This is a genomic window from Streptomyces sp. NPDC045846, assembly GCF_056431605.1.
Genome location: NZ_JBWKKJ010000006.1, coordinates 79,820 through 102,464, shown reverse-complemented (window position 1 = coordinate 102,464; position 22,645 = coordinate 79,820). Strand labels below are relative to the sequence as shown.

Annotated in this window: 22 protein-coding genes; 14 read left to right on the top strand and 8 right to left on the bottom strand. The window is 72.4% G+C overall.

All coding sequences use genetic code 11. The features are described 5' to 3' along the window. Both AC07F3_RS17945 and AC07F3_RS17940 read left to right on the top strand, forming a co-directional pair. Positions 1–1,338, top strand: a complete 1,338-nt coding sequence (locus AC07F3_RS17945; protein ID WP_479115103.1) for a hemolysin family protein — start codon at positions 1–3, stop codon at positions 1,336–1,338. Beyond that, positions 1,335–2,360 (top strand): hemolysin family protein, encoded by a 1,026-nt coding sequence (locus tag AC07F3_RS17940; protein WP_479115101.1) that lies wholly within the window; start codon positions 1,335–1,337, stop codon positions 2,358–2,360. The genes AC07F3_RS17945 and AC07F3_RS17940 overlap by 4 nt, the downstream gene beginning before the upstream one ends. Before the next feature lie 58 nt (positions 2,361–2,418). On the opposite strand, the gene AC07F3_RS17935 is transcribed toward AC07F3_RS17940, so the two are convergent. Continuing rightward, the gene (locus tag AC07F3_RS17935) at positions 2,419–2,673 is read right to left on the bottom strand and encodes a holin (RefSeq protein ID WP_479115099.1); all 255 of its coding nucleotides are present in this window, start codon (positions 2,671–2,673) and stop codon (positions 2,419–2,421) included. Positions 2,674–2,912: 239 nt separating this feature from the next. Here AC07F3_RS17935 and AC07F3_RS17930 point away from each other — a divergent pair, with 239 nt between their 5' ends. Then, the gene (locus tag AC07F3_RS17930) at positions 2,913–3,755 is read left to right on the top strand and encodes an SGNH/GDSL hydrolase family protein (RefSeq protein ID WP_479115097.1); all 843 of its coding nucleotides are present in this window, start codon (positions 2,913–2,915) and stop codon (positions 3,753–3,755) included. 105 nt (positions 3,756–3,860) lie between these two features. Here the strand turns inward: AC07F3_RS17930 and AC07F3_RS17925 are convergent, their stop codons facing one another. After that, a complete protein-coding gene (locus tag AC07F3_RS17925; protein WP_479115095.1) occupies positions 3,861–4,583 on the bottom strand; it encodes a GNAT family N-acetyltransferase in 723 nt (240 codons plus the stop codon). A gap of 270 nt (positions 4,584–4,853) precedes the next feature. Between AC07F3_RS17925 and AC07F3_RS17920 the strand changes: the two genes are divergently transcribed. From AC07F3_RS17920 to mug, 3 genes are all read left to right on the top strand, one after another. Then, complete coding sequence (locus AC07F3_RS17920; protein ID WP_479115093.1) at positions 4,854–5,501, top strand: peptide deformylase; 648 nt, start codon at positions 4,854–4,856, stop codon at positions 5,499–5,501. Between the two features lie 121 nt (positions 5,502–5,622). After that, the gene (gene purB / locus AC07F3_RS17915) at positions 5,623–7,065 is read left to right on the top strand and encodes an adenylosuccinate lyase (protein WP_469490349.1); all 1,443 of its coding nucleotides are present in this window, start codon (positions 5,623–5,625) and stop codon (positions 7,063–7,065) included. A 13-nt stretch (positions 7,066–7,078) separates the two neighbouring features. Further along, a complete protein-coding gene (gene mug / locus AC07F3_RS17910) occupies positions 7,079–7,633 on the top strand; it encodes a G/U mismatch-specific DNA glycosylase (RefSeq protein ID WP_479115849.1) in 555 nt (184 codons plus the stop codon). Positions 7,634–7,974: 341 nt separating this feature from the next. Here the strand turns inward: mug and AC07F3_RS17905 are convergent, their stop codons facing one another. The 3 genes from AC07F3_RS17905 to AC07F3_RS17895 form a co-directional block, all read right to left on the bottom strand. Continuing rightward, complete coding sequence (locus AC07F3_RS17905; RefSeq protein ID WP_479115091.1) at positions 7,975–8,409, bottom strand: hypothetical protein; 435 nt, start codon at positions 8,407–8,409, stop codon at positions 7,975–7,977. 66 nt (positions 8,410–8,475) lie between these two features. Then, positions 8,476–9,222 carry an ABC transporter permease gene (locus tag AC07F3_RS17900; RefSeq protein ID WP_479115089.1) on the bottom strand — a complete coding sequence of 249 codons (747 nt, stop codon included), beginning with the start codon at positions 9,220–9,222 and terminating at the stop codon, positions 8,476–8,478. 3 nt (positions 9,223–9,225) lie between these two features. Beyond that, positions 9,226–10,158, bottom strand: a complete 933-nt coding sequence (locus AC07F3_RS17895; RefSeq protein WP_479115087.1) for an ABC transporter ATP-binding protein — start codon at positions 10,156–10,158, stop codon at positions 9,226–9,228. Between the two features lie 107 nt (positions 10,159–10,265). On the opposite strand from AC07F3_RS17895, the gene AC07F3_RS17890 reads away from it, so the two are divergent. From AC07F3_RS17890 to AC07F3_RS17880, 3 genes are all read left to right on the top strand, one after another. Further along, positions 10,266–11,441, top strand: coding sequence for a sensor histidine kinase (locus AC07F3_RS17890; RefSeq protein WP_479115085.1), 1,176 nt, complete (start codon positions 10,266–10,268; stop codon positions 11,439–11,441). A gap of 379 nt (positions 11,442–11,820) precedes the next feature. Further along, positions 11,821–12,471 carry a response regulator transcription factor gene (locus AC07F3_RS17885; protein ID WP_479115083.1) on the top strand — a complete coding sequence of 217 codons (651 nt, stop codon included), beginning with the start codon at positions 11,821–11,823 and terminating at the stop codon, positions 12,469–12,471. An 88-nt stretch (positions 12,472–12,559) separates the two neighbouring features. Then, positions 12,560–13,717, top strand: coding sequence for an ROK family transcriptional regulator (locus AC07F3_RS17880; protein WP_469490358.1), 1,158 nt, complete (start codon positions 12,560–12,562; stop codon positions 13,715–13,717). Positions 13,718–13,802: 85 nt separating this feature from the next. Here AC07F3_RS17880 and AC07F3_RS17875 read toward each other — a convergent pair whose 3' ends face one another. After that, a complete protein-coding gene (locus AC07F3_RS17875; RefSeq protein WP_479115081.1) occupies positions 13,803–14,567 on the bottom strand; it encodes a GntR family transcriptional regulator in 765 nt (254 codons plus the stop codon). Between the two features lie 342 nt (positions 14,568–14,909). Here AC07F3_RS17875 and AC07F3_RS17870 point away from each other — a divergent pair, with 342 nt between their 5' ends. Then, entirely contained in the window at positions 14,910–15,779 is an 870-nt protein-coding gene (locus tag AC07F3_RS17870) for an alpha/beta fold hydrolase (RefSeq protein ID WP_479115079.1), read from the top strand. Positions 15,780–15,824: 45 nt separating this feature from the next. On the opposite strand, the gene AC07F3_RS17865 is transcribed toward AC07F3_RS17870, so the two are convergent. Next, positions 15,825–16,235, bottom strand: a complete 411-nt coding sequence (locus AC07F3_RS17865; RefSeq protein WP_479115077.1) for a VOC family protein — start codon at positions 16,233–16,235, stop codon at positions 15,825–15,827. A 363-nt stretch (positions 16,236–16,598) separates the two neighbouring features. Here AC07F3_RS17865 and AC07F3_RS17860 point away from each other — a divergent pair, with 363 nt between their 5' ends. The 3 genes from AC07F3_RS17860 (at position 16,599) to AC07F3_RS17850 (ending at position 21,475) form a co-directional block, all read left to right on the top strand. Beyond that, positions 16,599–18,155: an alkaline phosphatase D family protein gene (locus AC07F3_RS17860; protein WP_479115075.1), complete on the top strand. Its 1,557-nt coding sequence runs from the start codon at positions 16,599–16,601 to the stop codon at positions 18,153–18,155. A gap of 154 nt (positions 18,156–18,309) precedes the next feature. Further along, on the top strand, positions 18,310–19,716 hold the full coding sequence (locus tag AC07F3_RS17855) for a GNAT family N-acetyltransferase (protein WP_479115073.1): 1,407 nt from the start codon (positions 18,310–18,312) through the stop codon (positions 19,714–19,716). A gap of 82 nt (positions 19,717–19,798) precedes the next feature. Beyond that, a complete protein-coding gene (locus tag AC07F3_RS17850; protein ID WP_479115071.1) occupies positions 19,799–21,475 on the top strand; it encodes a DUF885 domain-containing protein in 1,677 nt (558 codons plus the stop codon). 49 nt (positions 21,476–21,524) lie between these two features. Here the strand turns inward: AC07F3_RS17850 and AC07F3_RS17845 are convergent, their stop codons facing one another. Further along, entirely contained in the window at positions 21,525–22,010 is a 486-nt protein-coding gene (locus AC07F3_RS17845; RefSeq protein ID WP_479115069.1) for a rhodanese-like domain-containing protein, read from the bottom strand. 95 nt (positions 22,011–22,105) lie between these two features. Between AC07F3_RS17845 and AC07F3_RS17840 the strand changes: the two genes are divergently transcribed. Further along, a complete protein-coding gene (locus AC07F3_RS17840) occupies positions 22,106–22,552 on the top strand; it encodes an Lrp/AsnC family transcriptional regulator (protein WP_479115067.1) in 447 nt (148 codons plus the stop codon). Positions 22,553–22,645: the final 93 nt, after the last annotated feature.

Here is a 22,645-nt window from a genome sequence, read left to right as displayed (position 1 = left end):
ATGACCGAAGTGCTCCTGCTCCTGGCGGCCGTACTGCTCTCGCTGGTCTGCGCGCTCTTCGTCGCGGCCGAGTTCTCCCTCACCACCGCCGAGCGCAACGATCTGGAACGGGCCGTCGAGCGCGGCGAACGCGGCGCCTCCAGCGCCCTCAAGGCCGTACGCAGCCTCACCTTCCAGCTGTCCGGCGCCCAGCTCGGCATCACCGTCACCGGCCTCGTCATCGGCATGATCGCCAAACCGTCGATCGCCTCGCTCCTGAGCGGCCCGCTCGAAGCGCTCGGGCTGACCCCGACGACCGCGGGCTCGGTGGCCCTCGTGCTCGGCATGGTGATCTCCACCGTGTTCCTGATGGTCGTCGGCGAGCTGGTGCCGAAGAACTGGGCCATCTCCTCGCCGCTCGCCGTCGCCAAGGTCGTCTCGGCGCCGCAGCGCGCGTTCAGCGCGGCCTTCCGCCCGCTGATCAGCCACCTCAACACCTCGGCCAACCATCTGGTGCGCCGCTTCGGCCTGGAGCCCGCCGAGGAGCTGGCCTCCGCCCGCAGCCCGCAGGAGCTGGTCGCCCTCGCCCGGCACTCGGCCAAGGAGGGCGCTCTCGAGGCGGACACGGCGGAGCTGTTCGTGCGGACCCTCAACCTCGCCGAGCTCAACGCCGAGAACGTGATGACGCCCCGCGTCCAGGTCACCGCGCTCGACATCCAGGCCACCGCCGAGGACGTCGCGAACGCGACCCGGGCCACCGGCCTGTCCCGCTTCCCCGTCTACCGCGGCAGCCTCGACTCGGTGGTGGGCATCGCGCACATCAAGGACGTCCTGGCCGTTCCCGCCGAGCGCAGGCGCCTGCACCCGGTGTCCTCGCTGCTGCGCGAGCCGCTGCTCGTGCCCGAGACCCTCACCGTGGACCGGCTCCTGGACCAGCTGTCCGGCAAGCGGACCATGGCCGTCGTCATCGACGAGTACGGCGGCACCGCGGGCGTCGTCACCCTTGAGGACATCGTGGAGGAGGTCGTCGGCGAGGTGCGCGACGAGCACGATCCGCACGAGACGCCCGACCTCGCACCCGCCGGACAGGACGCCGACGGCCGCACCCTGTACTCCGCGGACGGCGCCGCCCGTGACGACCAGCTCGCCGCCATCGGGCTGCGCGTCCCGGACGGCCCGTACGAGACGCTCGCCGGTCTGGTGGCGACCGAGCTCGGCCGGATCCCGGCGGTCGGCGACCGCGTGGAGCTGGCGGGCTGGCTCATGGACGTGGTCGACGCGTCCGGCCGGCGCGCGGCCCGCGTCCTGCTGCACGCCCCCCTGAACGCCGACGGCGACGACGAAGAGGCTGGCCGATGATCGCGATCCAGATCCTGATCGGCCTCGCGACCCTGGTCGTGAACGCCTTCTTCGTCGGGGCCGAGTTCGCGCTGATCTCGGTACGCCGCAGCCAGATCGAGCCGCTCGCCGAGGACGGCAACCGCCGCGCCCGCAGTGTCGTCTGGGGCCTGGAACACGTCTCGGCCCTCATGGCCGCGGCGCAGCTCGGCATCACCCTGTGCACCCTGGTGCTCGGTGTCGTCGCCGAACCGGCCATCGCGCACCTGGTCGAGCCGGTCTTCGACGCGGTGGGCGTGCCGGACGGCCTCATCCATCCGGTGTCGTTCGTGCTGGCCCTGGCGGTCGCCACGTATCTGCACATGCTGCTCGGCGAGATGGTGCCGAAGAACATCGCGCTCGCCGAGCCCGCCCGCACCGCGCTGCTGCTCGGCCCGCCGCTGGTGACGCTGGCCCGCGCGCTGCGCCCGGTGATCTTCGCGATCAACGCGTTCGCCAACGCGATCCTGAAGCTGCTCAGGGTGGACGCCAAGGATCACGTCACGGCGACCTTCTCCGACGACGAGCTGGCCCGCCTGGTCACCGACGCGGGCGACGCCGGGCTCCTGGACGGCCGGGCGGCCGAGCGCCTGCACGACGCCCTCGAACTGGGCCGCCGACCGGTGCAGGACGTGGTCGTGCCGCTGGACAAGGTGGTGCGGGCCGCGGTCGGCACGACCCCGGAGGAGTTGGAGCGACTCGCCGCGAGCTCCGGGTTCTCGCGCTTCCCGGTCGTCGACGAGGACAGCCGCATCCTCGGCTATCTGCACGTCAAGGATGCCCTGGACGCGGCGCCGCGCGAGGTGGCCTTCCCGGTCTCGGCCCTGCGGCCGATCGCCCGGGTGCGCGCCGCAAGCCCGCTGGACGACGTGCTGACCGCGATGCGGCGCAGCCGGACACATCTGGCGGCGGTGCTCGGCGAGGACGGCAAGCTGGCCGGTCTGGTCACGATGGAGGACGTCCTGCGCGAGCTCGTGGGCCGACCGCCCGCGGCCACGGCCTAGAGAACGCCCCGGGGGGCCGGGGGCGAGCCCGGCCCCCCGGGCGCCCCTCGGCTCCGGCTCAGAGGACGGGGTTGGCGGGGTGGCTCGGGTTCGGGGTCTCGGTGAGACCCGGCCCCTGCTGCCCCAGCTGCGAGGTGCCGACCGCCATCAGCACGGCGAGCACCGCGGCCATGCCCGCGGTGGCGAACGCCGCGGTCCAGTGGACGTCGAGGAGATTGGTCGCCCCGGCCGTCAGGACGGCGGCGAGTGCCTGGGCGAAGGTGCGGATGGCACGCTCGGCGGTGGCCTTCCAGAAGGCAGCGGTGAACAACATCGCACGCTCGCTCTCTCACGGGCCGGTCCCGGCCGGGGCCCCGGACATGTTGATGTGTTCCTGGCATACTGCGGAACGGGCCCGGCCGACAGGGGCCGAGCAGCGTCTTCAGCACGGCCGCCGCCGTGTCGCGCCGCCGACGGGGCAGCCTCCGGCCGGTCCGCGTGCGATCACCGCGCCGGGCGGGCGCCCGGCCGCCCCGGACACCCCTGGCTACCGCGCGGTACGATCGCTCCGCCATGGAGATGAATGCCTCATACACCAGCTTCGCCGCGATCGGGGACTCCTTCACCGAGGGCATGTCCGACCGGCTACCCGACGGGTCCTACCGGGGCTGGGCCGATGTGCTCGCCACCCGTCTCGCGGCCCGCACGCCCGGGTTCCGGTACGCGAACCTCGCCGTGCGCGGCAAGCTCATCGGGCAGATCGTCGAGGAGCAGGTGGCCGCCGCGGCGGCGCTGCGCCCGGACGTCATCACCCTGGTCGGCGGCCTCAACGACACGCTGCGGCCCAAGTGCGACATGGGCCGGGTCCGCGGCCTCCTGACCGAAGCGGTCGAGCAACTGGCCCCGTCCTGCAAGCAGTTGGTCCTGATGCGCAGCCCCGGGCGCAACGGCCCGGTGATGGAGCGCTTCCGCCCGCGCATGGAGGAGCTCTTCTCCCACGTCGACGAACTCGCCGCCCGGCACGGCGCGCTCGTCGTCGATCTGTACGGCGCCCCGGCGCTCGGCGATCCCCGGCTGTGGGACGTGGACCGGTTGCACCTGACGGCACAGGGGCACCGCCGGGTGGCCGAGGCCGTCTGGCAGACGCTCGGCCTCGGCCCCGAGGACGACTGGCGCTCGCCGCTGCCGCCCGCCGTCCTGCCCGGCTGGACCGCCCGCCGCGGCGCCGACCTCAGTTTCGCCCGCCAGCACCTGGTGCCGTGGATAGGGCGCCGGGTGACCGGACGCTCCTCCGGCGACGGCCGCAGCGGGGCCCACTTCAGCGCCGAGGAGGGCCGCGCGTTCTGGGTCACGCCCCCGGCGGGCGCGATGCGGCCGGTGTCCGACTGGGTGCGGGTCGAGGACACCGAGGGCTGAGCCCGCCCGCGGCGAGTCCCGTGGCCGTGCACGGGAGCTGACGGTACGTCAACGCCGCTCTGCGGCACGTGCGTTGAGCGCGCCCCGCGCGACCTTGGGGGGCCGTCAGACGGCCGGGCTCGGCTCCGGCACCCGGGCTCCGAGGAATCGCGTGGTGCGGCGGAGCCGGAAGCCCAGCGACTCGTAGAGCCTGATGGCTCCGGTGTTGGCGGCCGCGGTGTGCAGGAACGGGGTCTCGCCCCGCTCCCTGATCCCCGCGGCGACCGCGCGGACCAGCCGGGAGCCGAGGCCCTGGCCGCGGAAGGCGTCGTCCGTGCAGACCGCGCTGATCTCGGTCCAGCCCGGCGGGTGCAGTCGCTCGCCCGCCATCGCGATCAGGCGCCCGTCCCGGCGGATGCCGAGGTAGGTGCCGAGTTCGACGGTGCGGGGCAGGAACGGCCCGGGCCGCGTGCGTTCCACCAGGGCGAGCATGTCGGGCACGTCGTCCGCGCCGAGCGGTATCGCCTCCTCGTCGTGCCGGGCGTCCACCCCCTCGTCGACGAGCTGGACTCCCGCCACGTCGAAGGTGACCTCCCAGCCCTCGGGCAGCGCGACGCGCACGCCCGGGAGCGCCACCTCCGCGCCGGGCCCGACGAGCGTGGCGAGGTCCGCCCAGTCGGCGGCGTCCGTGTCCTCGGGCAGCCCGAGCCAGGGCGAGACATCGGTCTGGTAGCGCAGGACCCTTCCGCGTGACTCGGCGAACCGCGCGTGCGGCCCGGTGAGCGCCGCGTAGGCGGGGTTGTCCAGCGGATGCGCCGGGATCTCGGCGCGCAGGGACGCGTGGGGCATGGTCTCCTCGCTCGAACGGGCAACGCCGGCGGGGCGGCGTCGGTGGGACGGTTTCGGTAGTGCGCTGCCCGGCAGGGGGCCTGAGGGGCGGGCGCATCCTCCTGCTCCGTAGAGGCGGCCGCCCGCCGCCCGCGCGCACCGTGGGGCGGGCGGCGCACCGTTACAGGAAAGACCCGATTCCTGCCGCGCATTCCCGGAAGGCCGGATTGTTCACAAGGCGGACATGAACCCGGGCGCCCGCCGGGTGATCGTTCTTGGCATGCTGTGCGCATGTCGTCCCCCGCGCTCACCGACCTCGTCGACGCCCTGCTCGCCGCCCCGGGCCCCCTGCCGATCGTGTCCGCCGGCGACCCCGTCCTGCGGCGGCCCGCCGAGCCGGTGGACGGCCGTCTCGACCGTGGGCGCCTCGACCGCCTGATCGAGGCGATGCGCGAGACGATGCACGCCGCCCCGGGTGTCGGTCTCGCCGCCCCGCAGGTGGGGCTCCCGCTGCGCCTGGCGGTCATCGAGGACGCCGCCGAGGTCTCCGAGGAGATCCGGCACGCCCGCGGCCGTGTCCCGCAGCCGTTCCGGGTTCTGGTCAACCCCTCGTACGAGCCGGTCGGTCCGGCGGTCGCCACGTTCTTCGAGGGCTGTTTGAGCGTGCCCGGCTGGGGCGCGGTCGTCGCCCGGCACGAGACCGTACGCCTGCGGGCACTGGACGAGCGGGGTGGCGCGGTGGACGAGGTGTTCACCGGCTGGCCTGCCCGCATCGTCCAGCACGAGACCGACCACCTGAACGGCACCCTCTACCTGGACCGCGCGGAGCTGCGCTCGCTGTCCTCGCGGGAGGCGATGGCCGAGCGCTGGGCCCAGCCGACCCCGGCCGCGGCGGCCGAGGCGCTGGGGTTCGAGCTGCGCGACGCCGCGCGGAAGTGACCACGCCCGTCACCGCGAGCCGATTAGGCGTGCCACTCCGTGAGCGATGTCCGCCCTCGTAGCAAGGCACAAACCGGGGTGGGGCGCTGGCCTGCAGAAATCGCCAGTAGACTCTGGACACGTGACTGCTGTGTCTGCGAAGCCTCGCATCCCGAACGTTCTGGCCGGCCGCTACGCCTCCGCGGAGCTCGCCGTCCTCTGGTCCCCCGAGCAGAAGGTCAAGCTGGAGCGCCAGCTGTGGCTCGCCGTGCTGCGTGCCCAGAAGGACCTGGGGATCGAGGTGCCCGAGGCCGCACTCGCCGACTACGAGCGCGTCATCGACCAGGTCGACCTCGCCTCCATCGCCGAGCGCGAGAAGGTCACCCGGCACGATGTGAAGGCCCGCATCGAGGAGTTCAACGCCCTCGCGGGTCACGAGCAGGTCCACAAGGGCATGACCTCCCGTGACCTGACCGAGAACGTCGAGCAGCTCCAGATCCGGCTGTCCCTCGAACTGATGCGGGACCGCACGGTGGCGGTCCTCGCCCGCCTCGGCAAGCTGTCCGGCGAGTACGCCGAGCTGGTCATGGCCGGGCGCTCGCACAACGTGGCCGCGCAGGCCACCACCCTGGGCAAGCGTTTCGCGACCGCCGCCGACGAACTCCTGGTGGCGTACGGCCGCCTGGAGGACCTGCTCGCCCGCTACCCGCTGCGCGGCATCAAGGGCCCGGTCGGCACCGCTCAGGACATGCTGGACCTGCTCGGCGGCGACGCCTCGAAGCTGGCCGACCTGGAGCAGCGCATCGCGGGCCACCTCGGCTTCGCCCACGCCTTCACCTCGGTCGGCCAGGTCTACCCGCGCTCGCTGGACTACGACGTGGTGACCGCGCTCGTCCAGCTGGCCGCCGCCCCGTCCTCCGTCGCCAAGACGATCCGGCTCATGGCGGGACACGAGCTGGTCACCGAGGGCTTCAAGCCCGGCCAGGTCGGCTCGTCCGCGATGCCGCACAAGATGAACACCCGCTCCTGCGAGCGCGTCAACGGCCTGATGGTGATCCTGCGCGGCTACGCCTCGATGACCGGCGAGCTGGCGGGCGACCAGTGGAACGAGGGCGACGTCTCCTGCTCGGTGGTCCGCCGGGTCGCGCTGCCCGACGCGTTCTTCGCCTTCGACGGCCTGCTCGAAACCTTCCTGACGGTCCTCGACGAGTTCGGCGCGTTCCCGGCCGTCGTCGCCCGTGAGCTGGACCGCTACCTGCCGTTCCTGGCGACGACGAAGGTCCTGATGGCCGCCGTCCGCTCGGGCGTCGGCCGGGAGGCCGCGCACGAGGTCATCAAGGAGCACGCGGTCGCCTCCGCCCTCGCGATGCGCGAACAGGGTGCCGAGCGCAACGAGCTCCTCGACAAGCTGGCCGCCGACGAGCGCATGCCGCTCGACCGCGCCCAGCTCGACGACCTGATGGCCGACAAGCTGTCCTTCACGGGTGCGGCCGGCGACCAGGTGACCGCGGTGGTCTCCCGCATCGAGGAGATCGTCAAGCAGCACCCCGCGGCCGCCGGTTACGCGCCGGGCTCGATCCTCTGATGCGGCGCCCGTGCTGAGCCCCGAGGAACTCCAGGCCGCTCGCGACACCGTCATTCCCGACGTGATCGCGGGCGGTCTGTCCGTACTCTTCTGCGGCATCAACCCCGGCCTGATGTCGGGCGCCACGGGCCACCACTTCGCCCGCCCGGGCAACCGCTTCTGGCCGGTGCTGCACCTGTCCGGCTTCACCCCCCGGCAGTTGAAGCCCTCGGAGCAGAACGAACTCCTCTCCTACGGTCTCGGCATCACCAATGTCGTGGCCCGGGCCACCGCGCGTGCCGACGAAATCGATGCCGATGAGTTCCGCGAGGGCGGGCGCCTGCTGACGGCGAAGGTGGAGCGACTGCGGCCGAACTGGCTGGCCGTCGTCGGCGTGACCGCGTACCGCACGGCCTTCGGTGACCGCCGAGCCAAAATCGGCCCGCAGGACCGCACGATCGGCGCGACCCGGGTGTGGGTCCTGCCCAATCCGAGCGGCCTCAACGCCCACTGGACCGCCGGGACGATGGCCGAGGAATACGCCCGCCTGCGCGTCGCCTCGGAGACCTCCCCCACCCAGCCCGACTAGCCGAACTCCCCCACCCCATGCGGGAGTTCATGGGCGGGTCCACCTCGGCCACCGCGCCGCCCACGCCGCAGCCCCGGCCCCGATCCCGCCGACCACCTGCCGGGGGTTCAAGGAGTTGACCTAGGCCACCGTGACGCTCATCCCCCCAGCCCGGGCCCCGAACTTGCGGACCGCTTGGGGGCGTTCACGGCGGGTCGACCTCCGTCACCGTGACGCTCAGGTCCCAGCTCGGGACCCGAACTCTCCGACCACCTCCGGAAGTTCAGGGAGGATCAAGCTCCGCCACCGTGACGCTCACCCCTCCAGCCCGGGCCCCGAACCCGCCGACCGCTTGCGGACGCTCACGGCGGGTCAACCTCCGTCACCGTGACGCTCAGGTCCCAGCCCGGGCCCTCCTCCTCCAGGTCGAGGCCCACGGCGATCCACCGGCCCCCGACCCTCCACAGGTGCAGGAAGTCGAAGCCGACGGCGAACTCCGCCCAGGGCTCCGGTATCACCTCGCCCGCGACCAGCCGGGCCTGAGCGCTCCAGAGGCTGATCCACTGGGGCTCCTCCCAGCGCCGGGTGAGCTCGGCCACCAAGGCATCGTGGTCGGCGACGCATTGGGCGCGTTTCTCCCATCGCTCCGTCAGATCCTCCCATTCCTCCTCGTCGGCGCTCAGGCATGCGCTGTGGTATCCCGGCCCGCTCACATCCGTGCCGCTTCGGCTGCGCTCCGCGGGGAATTCCCGAGTGCGCAGCCAGTCGATGTGCTGGAGATACAGAGCGGTGGTCATGTCGTCAGTAAACCGCCCGGCACTGACAATTGGCGGGCCATCAATCGCCGCTCGGCCACTCACCGGTCAGGCGTCGCGCCGCCGCAGTGCCCACCAGCCGATGGCCACCGAGAGCACGGTCCAGCCCGCGAGGACGGCCATGCCGCTCCACGGGCCCAGCGGCCCGACCGGGTCCTGGAGCAGGGCCTTCTGGCCCGCCCGGTCCGGCAGGAAGTCGGCCACGCTGCCGCCCTTCGACACGTCTCCCACCACGAATGGCACGACCAGGAACAGCGGCACCAGCACGCTGAGGGCGCCGGTAACACTGCGGAGCAGGGCGGCGACTCCCGCCGCGAGGAGGCTGATCAGCGCCAGATACAAGGCACAGCCGACGATCGCTCGCGGCGCGCCCGGATCCCCGATGCCTATGCCGAAGCCCTGGTCCATCAACGCCTGACCTCCGAGGAAGCTGACCAGACTGCCCACCAGGCCGACCGCGAGAACGCAGACCCCGACGACCGCGAGCTTGGCCCCGTAGAACAGCGACCTGTTGGGCACGGCCGCCAGGGATATCCGGATCCCCGCGTTCTTGTATTCCCCGGCCATCGCGATGACGCCGAAAATGATCGCGGCCAACTGACCGAAATTTAGGCCGTAATAGGAGAACAGAACCGGGTCGAAGTCCGTACGGTCGGGCTCCGGGCGGCCGAGCATGGCACACGCGAGGAGGGAGAGCCCGGCCGTAGCCACCGGCACGGTGAGCAACGCGCCCACCAGAGAGCGCAGTGAACGGATCTTGATCCACTCGGTGTGGAGGACTGCGGACAGTGACATGGTTCAGGCCTCCCGGCTCAGCGGTGCGCGGGCGGAGGCGTACTCCGCCTCCTCGGCGGTCAGGTCGAGATAGGCCTGCTCCAACGTGGCCTCCTCGTTGGCGAGTTCGAGAATCGGTATGCCCTCGTGGGCGGCGATGGGGCCGATCTCGTCGATCCGGGCACCCTCCACCGTCCAGAGCCCGCCCTCTCCCTGGACCGGGTCGAATCCCCTGCCGCGCAGGAGGGCTCGCAGCCTGGCGCCTTCCGCGGTGCGCAGCCGCACCTTGGGCCGGATGCGGGAGTCGATGAAGTCCCGCATCGGGGTGTCGGCGAGGAGCCTCCCGCGGCCGAGGACGACGAGGTGGTCGGCGAACGAGGCGGTCTCGTTCATCAGATGACTGGAGACGAGGACGGTCCTGCCCTGAGCGGCGAGGGAGCGCATCAACTCCCTTGTCCAGATGATTCCTTCGGGATCCAGACCGTTGGACGGCTCGTCCAGGATCACCACCGCGGGCTCACCCAGGAGGGCGGCCGCGATCCCCAGCCGCTGCCGCATCCCGAGCGAGAACGTCCTGATCCGCCGGCCCGCGACCCCCGCGAGCCCGGATTCCTCGAGGACTTCGTCCACCCGCCGCACCGCTATGCGGTTGCTGACCGCGAGGGCCAGCAGATGGCTGCGGGCCGTGCGGGAGCCGTGCGCGGCCTGGGCGTCGAGCAGGGCGCCCACTTCACGCAGCGGCTCCGCCAGCTCCTCGTACCGCCGTCCGTCGATCAGCGCGGTGCCCGACGTCGGGCGGTCAAGGCCGAGCAGGATGCGCAGGGTGGTGGACTTGCCCGCGCCGTTGGGACCGAGGAAGCCGGTCACCCGGCCGGGCTCGACCGCGAAGGTCAGCCCGTCCACGGCGCGGGTGGCCCCGTATTGCTTGCGGAGGTCTTGCACGTCGATCCGTGTCATGTCGCAAGCCTCGCCGTCCGGGCAGGTCAGCCACCTCCCCCGGGCGTGGGGAGCTTCTCCCCCGCGCGGGGGAGCCGCGGCGATCGGCGCGCTGCGACGATGAGCGCATGCACCGCTTTCTTCGCCTGCTGACCCGACCGGTCACCTACACACGCTGGCTGCATCTGCTGATCCCCATCGCGTTCGTGGCGATCTGGCTGTTCATCGACATGCGGCGGGTGTGGGTCCTCGGACTGCTCGTCGTGCCGCTCGGGCTGATACCGGCCGTGCGCCTCGAAGAAGGCATTCAGGCACAGCTCCTCCTGACGCCCCGCGAGCGCGGCAGGCCCGACGCCTCGATCGCGGTCGCGCCGTCGGTCACCTGGCAGGACCGCTGGCGGACCGTGCTCTGGCTGGAGGCGCGGCTAGTCCTGGCGGGTGTGGCGACGGTCGGGACGGTCTGGCTTCCCGCCATGTCCGTGGACCTGATGGCATGCGGTCTCGGCGGGCGACCGATGGTCTTCGGGTGGCTCGCGTCCTGGACGTCCACGCAGTGGTGGCTCGTGCCGCTCGCGGTCGTTCCGATCGGGCTCATGCTGGTCTGTCTGGTGCTGGCCGGCAACCTCGTCACCTTCATCGCCCGCCAACTGCTCGGCCCCTCCGCGGGCGAGAGGCTCACCGCGCTCGAAGAGCGGACGGAGCTGCTCCTTGAACGCAACCGCATAGCCCGCGAGATCCACGACTCCATCGGCCATGCGCTGACTGTCGCGGTGGTGCAGGCGGGTGCGGCCCGGGCGGCCGGAGACCCCGCCTTCACCGACCGGGCGCTGGCCGCGATCGAGGAGACCGGCCGCGCCGCCCTGGAGGATCTGGAACGGGTCCTGCTCGTACTGCGGGAGACGGGTCGGCCCGCCAGCCAGCGCCCCACCCTCTTGGAGGCCGACCGGCTCATAGAGTCGGCCCGCGGCTCGGGCGCCGAGGTCGACGCGGAGTTCTCCGGCCCGCTGGAACAGGTGCCTGGTCCCGTGTCACGGGAGGGCTACCGCATTCTCCAGGAGGCGCTCACCAATGTGCTGCGGCACTCGGGGCCCGTGCCCGTGCGGGTCCGTATGGCCGTCCTGGGCAAGCGACTTGAGATGGACGTGACCAATCCCCTGGCCGACGGGATGCCAGGCGGCAAGGGCGGCAGCGGTCTGCGCGGCATGCGCGAGCGGGCCGCGCTGCTCGGAGGGGAGGCGGACACGGGAGCGTACGAAGGCGAGTGGCGGGTGCGGGTGCGGCTGCCGTTGGACACCCTGATCTGACGGCTGGCCCGATGGCTCAGGCCGACCATCGGATCAGGCCTCGCCGGATGGCCCCCCGGCACGAGCTGACCCTCAGTCTGACCGCTCAAGGCCCATCGATACGGCCCTGCCCCGTGACCCGCAGCATGACCTGACGTCTGGTCTGGTTGCTGAGGGCCCCGGGGCTGGCCCCCGCCCGATGACTCGCGCTGGCGTCCGGTCTGGCTGTTGAGGGCTGCGACGGGCCTCCGCCCGACGGCCGGCCGCCCGGGCTGAGGCTGGTCTGGTGGCTCAGCGGCGGGGGCCGCCCGCGGGCCTCTGTGGCGTGAGCCGATGGGCCGGCTGACGGGTTGTCCACAGGGCTCGGGGTGCCTGCGTGACCTGCGACTAGGCTGGCACGATGCCGGTAACCGTACTTCTGGTCGACGATGAGCCCCTGGTCCGCGCGGGTCTGCGGGCCGTGCTTGAGGCACAGCCCGACATCGAGGTGGTGGGCGAGGCGGCCGACGGCGCGGCCGTGATCCCGCTCGTGCGGCAGCTGCGGCCGGACGTGGTGGCGATGGATGTGCGGATGCCGCTCCTGGACGGGATAGAGGCGACCCGGGCCGTGCTGCGTACGGTGCAGGACCCGCCCAAGATCCTCGTCGTGACGACCTTCGAGAACGATGAGTACGTGTACGAGGCGCTGCGGGCCGGGGCCGACGGCTTCCTGCTCAAGCGGGCCCGGCCGGCCGAGATCGTGAACGCGGTGCGCCTGGTCGCGGAGGGCGACTCGCTGCTGTTCCCGGCGGCGGTGCGCGCGCTCGCCGCGGAGTACGGCAACGGGGCAGCGCGCACCGCGCTCGCCGAGGCCGCGCTGACCGACCGGGAGGAGGCGGTGCTGCGGCTGATGGCCCGGGGGCTGTCCAACGCGGAGATCGCCGGGAAACTCGTCGTCGGCACGGAGACCGTGAAGACGCATGTCAGCGCGGTGCTCGCGAAGTTGGGCGCCCGGGACCGCACGCAGGCGGTCATCGCCGCGTACGAGTCGGGTTTCGTGGCCCCGAGCTGATGCGCCTCCGTTACCGGCCGCCGCTCGCCGTACACCTGACCAGCGAGTACGATCCGGCAGACACGCGCACGAGCTGGGAGGACACACGTTGGGGCGGCTGACCGGCGGGGATCCCTCTCTGCTGCGGAGGATCAATTCCGCGGTGGTGCTGCACGCCCTGAGGGGCGCGGAATCTCCCACACTGACCGATCTGACCCGGATCACCGGTCTGTCCCGGCCGACGGTCGAGGGCGTGGTCGACGGCCTGATGGAGGCCGGGCTCGTCGTCGAGTCCGCCCCCGAGGAGGGCGAGGCGCGGCGGCAGGGACGGCCCGCGCGGCGCTTCCGGTTCCGGGCCGAGGCCGGGCATCTGCTCGGCATAGAGATCGGCCCGCACCGGGTGGCCGCGTTGCTGTCCGGCCTGGACGGCCGGATCTTCGGGGCGGGCTCCCGCGAGGTGCCCGAGACGGCGTCGGCGGACGAACGTCTGGAGCGGGTCCGTCTGACCGTGGCCGATGTGCTGCGCCGGGCCGGTGTGGCACGCAGCTCTTTGCGGGCGGTCGGCGTGGGCAGCCCGGGCATCGTCGAGGCCGACGGCACCGTGAGGCTCGGCACCGCGCTGCCCGAGTGGACGGGGCTGGCCCTGGGCGAGCGACTGCGGCGTTCCTTCCGCTGTCCGGTCCTGGTCGAGAACGACGCCAACGCGGCAGCCGTGGCCGAGCACTGGAAGGGTGCGGCGGCCGACTCCGACGACATCGTCTTCGTGATGGCCGGGCTGAGTCCGGGCGCGGGTTCGCTGATCGGCGGTCGGCTGCACCGCGGCTTCGGCGGCGCGGCGGGCGAGATCGGCGCGCTGCACCTGCTCGGCCGCGACGTCACCCCCGAGAAGCTGCTCTCGACGACGGACGAACCGTTGCACCCGCTGGACGAGCAGGCCGTCGCCGATGTGTTCGCGCTGGCCCGCGAGGGCGACGCGCGGGCCCAGGCCGCGGTGGAGCGGTTCCTTCAGCGGCTCGTGCACGACGTGGCCGCGCTGGTGCTCGCCCTCGATCCCGAACTGGTCGTCGTGGGCGGCTGGGCGGCCGGTATCGACGGCGTACTGGAGCCGCTGCGCAGGGAGTTGGCGCGCTACTGCCTGCGCCCTCCCCGCGTGGTGCTCTCGATGCTGGGCGAGGCGGTGGTGGCGACGGGCGCGCTGCGCCTGGCACTCGATCACGTGGAGGAAGAGCTGTTCGCCGTCGAGGGCACGGTGACGGCGCGGCGCTGAGCGCCCCGTACGACCGGCGGAAAGCGTCGCGGCCCGCAGCTTCGACAGCTGCGGGCCGTGACGCTTTCCGGCGCTTGGCCTGAGGTCAGGAGGCGCGGCGCTGCTGGCCGGGGTGGCTGATCTCCACGTCACCCGAGTCGCCGAAGGTGAGGCGGCAGGTGTCCGCGCGGTAGGTGGCGACCGAGACGGCCACCGTGCGGCCCTCGGCGACGTACCGGGTGGTCACGACGAGGACGGGGGCGCCGGGCAGCCGGTCGAGCTCCTTGGCGTCGTCGGCGCGCGCGGAGCCCAGCTCCACGGCGCGGTCCTGGCCTTCGAGCTCCAGGCGCTGCAGTTCGCGCAGGACGGCGCGGCCGCGGGCCGGGCCCGAGGGAACGTCGATCGCGGACAGTTCGGGAACCGAACCGGCCGGGACGTAGAGGAGCTCGGCGGCGACGGCCTGGCCGTGGACCACGCGGGTCCGGCGGACGGTGTGCATCTCCTCGCCGCGGGGGGCGTCGAACAGGCGGGCCACCGCCAGAGGCGGCACGGCCGACGTCGCGTCGGCGGTCTGCCAGGCGTCCCCGGGCGCACCGGGCCAGTCGTGCTGGGCAGTGCCGACCGAGACGGCGGTGCGCGGCGGGGCGACGGTGGTGCCGACGCCTCGACGCCGCTGGAGCCGGCCTTCGAGTTCGAGCTGTTCCAGTGCCTGGCGGAGCGTGGCCCGTGCGACACCGAACCGGGCGGCGAGGTCACGCTCGTTGGGAAGGATCTCGCCCACGGCGAAGTCCGAGTCGAGCGCCTCGCTGAGTACCGTCTTGAGGTGCCAGTACTTCGGTTCCGGCACCGATTCCAGCTGCGTGGTCCCCACCCTGATCCTCCGCAATCGCCGTGTTCGCGGCGGCTTTCCGTGCCCTTGTTTATTAAAGGTTCCTGCACTAACTCTGCGACCATAGGGCGGCCCACCCCCTTGGTCAAGACCAATCCTCGTTCCGTTACGGAGCGCGCACGAGGGTTGCCGCAGAGCGTTCACACGACGTTCGTGCGCCGGTGACGGCCACGCGGCACGAGCCCCTCCGGGCGTGATCAAGGGCGGGGGAAGTCACCGCGCGCGAGCGGCCTGTCCGGTATGCCTCTTGAACTCCAAGCTACTGAGCGGTAGTTGTTGCTGACAGGATGTCTAAGCGCGGATCCCAGGACAGGGAGCAGCACCATGACGGCAGAGGTCTCGTTCACGATCGACACTCCCCGGGGGACCCGCTCCGCCTCGGTCGCCTACCGGCGCGCGGGCACGGGTGAGCCGCTCCTGCTGCTCCACGGCATAGGCCACCACCTACAGGCCTGGGACCCGGTCTTCGACCTGCTCGCCGCGGACCGCGACGTGATCGCGATCGACCTGCCGGGCTTCGGCGCCTCGCCCGCCCTTCCGGACGGAGTCTCCTACGGCCTGGCCACCGTCGTGCCGATCCTCGGCGCGCTGTCCACGGCCCTGGGCATCGACCGGCCCCACGTCGCGGGGAACTCGCTGGGCGGCCTGCTCGCCCTGGAGCTCGGGCGCGAGAGGCTCGTACGCTCCGTTACGGCGCTCTCCCCCGCCGGGTTCTGGACACCCTCGGAGCGGCAGTACGCCTTCACGGTCCTGCGGACGATGCGGCAGGTGGCCAGGGCGCTTCCGCTCCCGGCCATCGAGCGGATGTCCCGCACACCCGCCGGGCGCACCGCACTGACCAGCACCATCTACGCGCGGCCCGCCCGGCGGGCACCCGAGGCGGTGGTGGCCGAGACACTGGCGCTGCGCCACGCGCCCGGCTTCGAGCAGACCCTGGCCGCCGGGCAGGGCGTCCTGTTCACGGACGACGTGCCCTCGGTGCCGGTCACCGTCGCCTGGGGCAGCAGGGACCGGCTGCTGCTGCGCCGCCAGGGCGTCCGCGCCAAGCACACCATCCCGGGCGCCCGGCTCGTGCGACTGCCCGGCTGCGGCCATGTGCCCATGAACGACGACCCGGCGCTGGTCACCCGGGTCATCCTGGACGGCAGCCGCCCGGTCGGCGCGCTCGCCCGCCCGGCGGCCCAACACGCCTGAGCCCGGGCCGACTTCGGCCCGGGCCAGGTCGCGCGGTAGCGCTGGTCAGGCGTTGGACCAGCCGCGCTCGCAGAGCACGAGGCGGTACCCGTCCGGGTCGGCCACCGTCACACCCCATTCGTTCCAGTACGGGTTCGGCGACCGCACCTGCACCCCGCCGTGCGCCACCAGGCGGTCGACAAGGTCCCGGGGCACCTCCTCGTCGAGGTAGACGACCAGGAGGTCCTCCTCGGTGGGTCGGGGCTCCACCGGGTGAGCGGCCTCGTGGACCAGCTCCAGATGCCAGTCCGCGTCCGCCCAGCCCAGCATCAGGAGATCGTGTTCGCCCGGTTCCGCGCCGCCCTCCGCGCGGTAGACGACCTTCAGGCCGAGTCCCTCGACCCAGAACCGCTCCGCGGCCGCCAGATCGCGGGACGGCCGGGCGATGCGGATGTGTGAACGGCCACCGATGGGCATCCGGTCCTCCTCGTGCCTCACGGGACGCCGTCCGACGCCCCGGTACCGGCAACCTAGTCAACGAAGATCGACGGGTCGATCGTCCCTTGGTCCCCGTCCTTTCGGCCTAAGGCCCGCCCGGCGCGAGGACGCCTTCACGGCGTGCCGCGGCGGCACTTACGGCTTGTGGGGCGCCCGGAGCGGTGTCCTTCGTCAAGCGGGCCGAGGGCTCCTGGGGCAACGCCACGGTTCCGGCCGGCCCTCGCGGGGCCGCCGGGCGGGCCCCGGGCCCGCCGTGTTCACCCCGCGTTCGCGTCCGCGCCGCGACCGGCCAGTAGGCATGGCGGGGCGAACCCGTGACCCACCTGCCAGGAGGAGATCCCCATGCCCGACCGCCGTACCGTACTGAAGGGTTCGCTCGCCGCGTCGGCGGGCCTCGCCCTGCCGACCGGGCTCGCCGCGGCGCCCGCCTTCGCCCGCTCCGGCAGGCCGAGCGCCTCCTGGGGTGTGCAGGCCGGTGACATCACCGCCTCCTCCGGTCTCGTCTGGGCACGCTCCGACCGGCCGGCCCGGATGATCGTCGAAACGTCCGCGACGGAGTCCTTCCGGCGCGCCCGCAGATGGCAGGGCCCCCTGCTCGGGCCGGGCACCGACTTCACCGGCACGACGCCGCTGCACGGACTCCCGGCGGGCGAACAGATCCACTACCGCGTCACCCTGACCGACCCCGACGACCCGACACGCGGCGGGCAGCCGGTCTGCGGCACCTTCCGCACCGCCCCCGACAGCCGGCACGACGACGTGCGGTTCCTGTGGTCCGGGGACATCGCCGGGCAGGGCTGGGGCATCAACCCGGACCTCGGCGGCTACCGCGTCTACGACGAAATGCGGCGCCTGGACCCGGACTTCTTCCTGTCCAGCGGGGACAACATCTACGCCGACGGCGTGATCCTGCCCAGCGTCACGCTGCCGGACGGCCGGGTCTGGCGCAACATCACCACCGAGGAGAAGTCGAAGGTCGCCGAGACCCTCGCCGAGTACCGGGGCAACTTCCGCTACAACCTGCTCGACGAGAACGTCCGCGCGTTCAACGCGCAGGTGCCCTCCATCGTGCAGTGGGACGACCATGAGGTGCGGAACAACTGGTACCCCGGCCAGATCCTGGACGACGCCCGCTACACGGAGAAGAACATCGATGTGCTCGCGGCCCGGTCGAGGCGGGCGTTCAGCGAGTACTTCCCGATCTCGTCCCTGGGCACCGGCCCCCGCGCGGGCCGGGTGCAGCGGGTGCTGCGGCACGGGCCGCTCCTCGACGTGTTCGTGCTCGACATGCGCACGTACCGCGACGCAAACTCGCCCGACCGTCAGCCCGACGACCGGGTCGGCATCCTGGGCGCCGAGCAACTGCGCTGGCTGAAGCGGGAGTTGGCGGCCTCGCGGGCGGTGTGGAAGGTGATCGCCGCCGACATGCCGCTCAGCCTGGTCGTCACGGACGGTGCCACCGACTTCGAGGCGGTCTCCCAAGGCGACCCGGGCGCCCCGCTCGGGCGCGAGTTGCAGATCGCCGAGCTGCTGCGCTTCATCAAGCACCGCCGTGTCACGGGCACCCTGTGGCTCACCGCGGACGTGCACTACACCGCCGCCGAGCACTACGACCCCGCCCGGGCGGCGTTCAAGGACTTCGCGCCGTTCTGGGAGTTCGTGTCGGGGCCGCTCGCGGCGGGCGGCTTCCCCGCGAACAAGCTGGACGCCACGTTCGGTCCCCAGCAGGTCTTCGTGCACGCACCGGCCACGGCCAACGCCTCCCCCATGGAGGCTCCACCGAACTTCGGCGAGATCGAGATCGACGGCGGCTCCGGCGAGTTGACCGTGCGACTGCGGGCGCAGGGAGGTTCGGTACTCTTCACCCAGGTGCTGCGGCCCGGCCTCGTGGGCCAGTGACCCAGGGGACCGGCGGTGGGCATGCCGGGCAGCGGACGCGAACACTCCGCGCCACGCTCGGCAAAAAACAGCCAAAAGAGCATCAGAAGCACACTTAACCCGTCAGTCACAAAGCGTTCGTGATCACGCAACACCGTTGAGTCACAGTGATGCCATGACTGATATGCAGGGATCGATCTCCCAGAAGCAGGCCCGCCGCCGTCACCACTGGCGGCGGGACCTCGTCGAACTCGCCGCGCTCTTCATGGCCGTGGCCGTCGCCGACGGGCTCGCGAACCTGGTCGCACACGGCCCCGACGGGCCTTTCATGCTGATCGCCTCGGCGGTGGCACTGGTCGCCACGGCGGCCTTCCACACCTGGTGGGCCCGGCGCCACAGCCATGCGCCCCCTCTCCACGACACGGGCGGCCCCCGTGATACCGACGGCACGACGACCGCACCCGGGAGCCGGAACACGCCCCGCGAGACGGCACTGTGGCGGATGCGGACGACCGTACGGGACGAGCCCGGCAGCCTCGCCGCGCTGTGCACCGCGCTGGCCGGGCACCGCGTGGACATCCTCACGCTTCAGACGCACCCGCTCGCCGACGGCACGGTCGACGAGTTCCTGCTGCGTACCCCTGCCGAGCTCTCGGCCGCCGAGCTCTCCCGAGCGGTCTCCCAGGCCGGCGGGCACGACACCTGGACGGAGCGGGCCGACGCCCACGACCTCGTGGACGCGCCGACCCGGGTCCTCGGCCTGGCCACCCGAACCGCCCTCGACGCCGCCGAACTGCCGCTCGCGTTGCGCCAGTTGCTGGGCCGCTGCACCATCCACTCGCTGCCCGCGGTCTCGCTGTCCGGCCGACCCACCGGCGAGACGGCCCCGGTCGAGGGCGTGCTGGAGTCGACCGTCATGCGGCTGCGCGACCCGAGCGGCGGCGTGATCACCATCGAGCGGCCCCATCTCCCGTTCACCCCGACCGAGTTCGCCCGGGCCCGGGCGCTGGTCGAGCTCGACGCCCGCCTCGGCCCGCGGGTCCCGCGCAGCGAGGACGTCCTGACGCTGCCCGAGGGCAACGAGATCACCGTGCGGCGCGCCGACCAGAGCGACCTCGCGGCCGCCAAGGCCATGCACGAGCGCTGCTCCGACCGCACGCTCGGCCTGCGCTACCACGGCCCCGTCGGCGACGCCGACCGCTACCTCGGCCATCTGCTGAGCCCGCGCTTCGGCCGCACCGTCGCCGTGCAGACCGCCTCCGGCCGCCTGGTCGCGCTCGGCCACCTGCTGTGGGACGGCGACGAGACCGAGGTCGCGCTCATCGTCGAGGACTCCTGGCAGCGCCGCGGCATCGGCTCCGAACTGCTGCGCCGGCTGGTCGACCTGGCCGTCGAGGCCCGTTGCGACAGCGTGTACGCCGTCACCCAGGCCTCCAACACCGGCATGGTCGCGGCCATGCGCGGGCTCGGCCTGCCCCTGGATTACCAGATCGAGGAGGGCACGCTGGTGGTCACGGCCCGCCTCGACCAGGTGGCCCCCCTTGGCTCCGCCGCCCGGCGCGGGCACTTCGAGCAGCGCTGAGCGGAAGGGGCGCGGCGACCCGGTCAGGCGTTCCGGCAAGATTGGTGGTGACGCGGAGCCCTCGCTCGGAGAGGATGTCCGCATGTCAGTCACTTCCAGCAGCGCGCTGCCCCGCCAGGTCGCCGACGCGTATGTCGACGCACTCATCGAACTCGACCCGATCACCGGGAGCTATCTGGGCGTCCGGGCCAGCCATGCCCTGCTTCCCGACTTCTCCCCCGCAGGACAGCAGGCCGTGGCCGACCTCGCGCGCACGACGCTCGCCCGCCTCGACGAGGCCGAGCGGCAGCCCGGTGCCGACAGCGACGCCGAGCGACGCTGCGGCCGGCTGCTGCGGGAGCGGCTGACCTCCGAACTCGCCGTGCACCAGGCGGACGAGGGGCTCCGCACGGTCAGCAATCTGCACTCGCCGGCCCACAGCGTGCGGATGGCGTTCACGATGAACCCGACCGAGACCGACGAGGACTGGCAGGCGCTGGCCTCCCGTCTGCGCGCGGTGCCCGCCTCCCTCGAGGGCTACCGTGCCTCGCTGGAGCTGGGCCTGGAACGCAAGCTGTACGGCGGTCCGCGCGCCACCGCCACCGTGATCGGCCAGCTCGGCGAGTGGGTCGACACCGGCTTCTTCGAGGGGCTCGCGGCGCCCGGCCCCGAGTCGCTGCGTGCCGGACTCGACACGGCGGCGGGCGAGGCGTCCGCCGCCCTCGCCGCCCTGCGCGACTGGCTGCGCGACGTGTACGCCCCGGCCGTCGAGGGCTCCTCCGACACGGTCGGCCGCGAGCGGTACCAGCGCTGGTCGCAGTACTACAACGGCACCGCGCTCGACCTGGACGAGGCGTACGCCTACGGCTGGGCCGAATACCACCGGCTCCTCGGCGAGATGAAGACCGAGGCCGCCAAGATCCTGCCGGGCGCGGGACCTTGGGAGGCGCTGGCCCACCTCGACGAGCACGGCACCCACATCGAGGGCGTCGACGAGGTCCGCGCGTGGCTCCAGTCGCTGATGGACGAGGCCATCGAGGCGCTGGACGGCACGCACTTCGAACTCGCCGAGCGGGTACGGAAGGTGGAGTCGCGCATCGCGCCTCCCGGCGGCGCCGCTGCCCCGTACTACACGGGCCCCTCCGAGGACTTCTCCCGGCCGGGCCGCACCTGGCTGCCCACCATGGGCGAGACCCGCTTCCCGGTGTACGACCTGGTGTCGACCTGGTACCACGAGGGCGTGCCGGGCCACCACCTCCAGATCGCGCAGTGGGTGCACGTCGCCGACCAGCTCTCTCGCTACCAGGCCACCGTGGGCCACGTCAGCGCCAACGCCGAGGGCTGGGCGCTGTACGCGGAGCGCCTGATGGACGAGCTGGGCTTCCTCACCGACCCCGAGCGCCGGCTCGGCTACCTGGACGCACAGATGATGCGCGCCTGCCGGGTGATCATCGACATCGGCATGCACCTGGAGCTGGAGATCCCGGCGGACTCGCCGTTCCACCCGGGCGAGCGCTGGACGCCGGAGCTGGCGCACGAGTTCTTCAGCGGGCACAGCAGCCGACCCGCCGACTTCGTGCGGAGCGAGCTGATCCGCTATCTGTCGATGCCGGGGCAGGCGATCGGTTACAAGCTGGGCGAGCGCGCCTGGCTGCTCGGCCGGGAGAACGCGCGGGCCCGCCACGGCGACGCCTTCGACCCGAAGGCCTGGCACATGGCGGCCCTGTCCCAGGGCTCGCTCGGCCTCGACGACCTGGTCGACGAGCTGTCCAAGCTCTGAGGCCCCCGGCGAGGGCGGCGCGTTCAACGAGCCGCCCTCGCACGGCGGTTCAGCAACCGCAGTCCTCCGCGTCGACCGGCGCAGTCAGCGGGTCGGCGGCGCGCTTCTCCGCGCCCTCCCACGTCTCGAACGCGAAGCCCTCGCGGACCCAGTACTCGAAGCCGCCCAGCATCTCCTTGACCTGGAAGCCGAGCTCGGCCAGCGCGAGTGCCGCCCGGGTGGCGCCGTTGCAGCCGGGTCCCCAGCAGTACGTGACGACCGGCACGGACTTGTCCAGGAGCTGTTCGGCCTGGTCCGCGATCAGCGCGGTCGGCAGGTGGACGGCGCCCGGAACGTGGCCCTGGTCCCAGGACGCGGTGGAGCGGGAGTCCACGACCACGAACCCCGGGTCGCCGTCGGCGGCGAGCGCGGCGGCCACGTCGGAGACGTCGGCGTGGAAGGCCAGGCTGGCGCGGAAGTAGGCGGCGGCGTCGGCGGGGGCGGCCGGGGCCACGCGCAGGACGGCGTTGGCGGGGGCGGTGAGCTGTGTCGTCATGGCTGAAAACCTATGTGCCGGTGATCAACTCCAGGAAGGTCCGATCCCCGGAACATCTCTTGATCTGCCGGGGATTCCACGGTTGTCTGTCCGCCATGACCGCGTATTCCCCCGACGCCACCGACTGGCGCATTCTGGAAGCCCTCCAGCAGGAGGGACGGGCCTCCTTCGCCGAGCTGGCCCGCACCGTCTCGATGTCGGCGAGCGCCGTCACCGAGCGGGTACGGCGGCTCGAAGAGGCCGGGGTGATCGCGGGCTACACGGCCGTCGTCGACCAGGAACGCCTGGGCCGCCCCATCCTCGCCTTCGTGCGCCTGCGCTACCCGAACGGCCACTACAAGCCCTTCCACGACCTGGTGGAGGCGATGCCCGAGATCATGGAGGCCCACCATGTGACGGGCGACGACTGCTTCGTGATCAAGGTGAGCGCGCGCTCGATGAGTCACCTGGAGGAGATCTCCGGGAAGATCGGCACGCTGGGGTCGGTGACGACGAGCGTGGTGTATTCGTCCCCGCTGCCGCGGCGGGCGATCGGGCGCTGACCGGGCCGCGGGGGTGCGCTGGGGCTCGGCCCCCAAGGACTTAAGAACCAGAGGGACCCCCATGACAGGCTGAGTGCTCTGGTCCGGTCCGGC

Bases quoted from the DNA above. Each gene is read 5' to 3' on its own strand.
- AC07F3_RS17895 (WP_479115087.1), bottom strand. From the start codon at position 10,158: ATGACACGGATCGACGTGCAAGACCTCCGCAAGCAATACGGGGCCACC.
- AC07F3_RS17885 (WP_479115083.1), top strand. From the start codon at position 11,821: ATGCCGGTAACCGTACTTCTGGTCGACGATGAGCCCCTGGTCCGCGCG.
- AC07F3_RS17855 (WP_479115073.1), top strand. From the start codon at position 18,310: ATGACTGATATGCAGGGATCGATCTCCCAGAAGCAGGCCCGCCGCCGT.
- AC07F3_RS17900 (WP_479115089.1), bottom strand. From the start codon at position 9,222: ATGTCACTGTCCGCAGTCCTCCACACCGAGTGGATCAAGATCCGTTCA.
- AC07F3_RS17945 (WP_479115103.1), top strand. From the start codon at position 1: ATGACCGAAGTGCTCCTGCTCCTGGCGGCCGTACTGCTCTCGCTGGTC.
- AC07F3_RS17905 (WP_479115091.1), bottom strand. From the start codon at position 8,409: ATGACCACCGCTCTGTATCTCCAGCACATCGACTGGCTGCGCACTCGG.
- AC07F3_RS17860 (WP_479115075.1), top strand. From the start codon at position 16,599: ATGCCCGACCGCCGTACCGTACTGAAGGGTTCGCTCGCCGCGTCGGCG.
- AC07F3_RS17925 (WP_479115095.1), bottom strand. From the start codon at position 4,583: ATGCCCCACGCGTCCCTGCGCGCCGAGATCCCGGCGCATCCGCTGGAC.
- AC07F3_RS17850 (WP_479115071.1), top strand. From the start codon at position 19,799: ATGTCAGTCACTTCCAGCAGCGCGCTGCCCCGCCAGGTCGCCGACGCG.
- AC07F3_RS17935 (WP_479115099.1), bottom strand. From the start codon at position 2,673: ATGTTGTTCACCGCTGCCTTCTGGAAGGCCACCGCCGAGCGTGCCATC.
- AC07F3_RS17840 (WP_479115067.1), top strand. From the start codon at position 22,106: ATGACCGCGTATTCCCCCGACGCCACCGACTGGCGCATTCTGGAAGCC.
- AC07F3_RS17930 (WP_479115097.1), top strand. From the start codon at position 2,913: ATGGAGATGAATGCCTCATACACCAGCTTCGCCGCGATCGGGGACTCC.
- AC07F3_RS17845 (WP_479115069.1), bottom strand. From the start codon at position 22,010: ATGACGACACAGCTCACCGCCCCCGCCAACGCCGTCCTGCGCGTGGCC.
- AC07F3_RS17940 (WP_479115101.1), top strand. From the start codon at position 1,335: ATGATCGCGATCCAGATCCTGATCGGCCTCGCGACCCTGGTCGTGAAC.
- AC07F3_RS17920 (WP_479115093.1), top strand. From the start codon at position 4,854: ATGTCGTCCCCCGCGCTCACCGACCTCGTCGACGCCCTGCTCGCCGCC.
- AC07F3_RS17890 (WP_479115085.1), top strand. From the start codon at position 10,266: ATGCACCGCTTTCTTCGCCTGCTGACCCGACCGGTCACCTACACACGC.
- AC07F3_RS17870 (WP_479115079.1), top strand. From the start codon at position 14,910: ATGACGGCAGAGGTCTCGTTCACGATCGACACTCCCCGGGGGACCCGC.
- AC07F3_RS17865 (WP_479115077.1), bottom strand. From the start codon at position 16,235: ATGCCCATCGGTGGCCGTTCACACATCCGCATCGCCCGGCCGTCCCGC.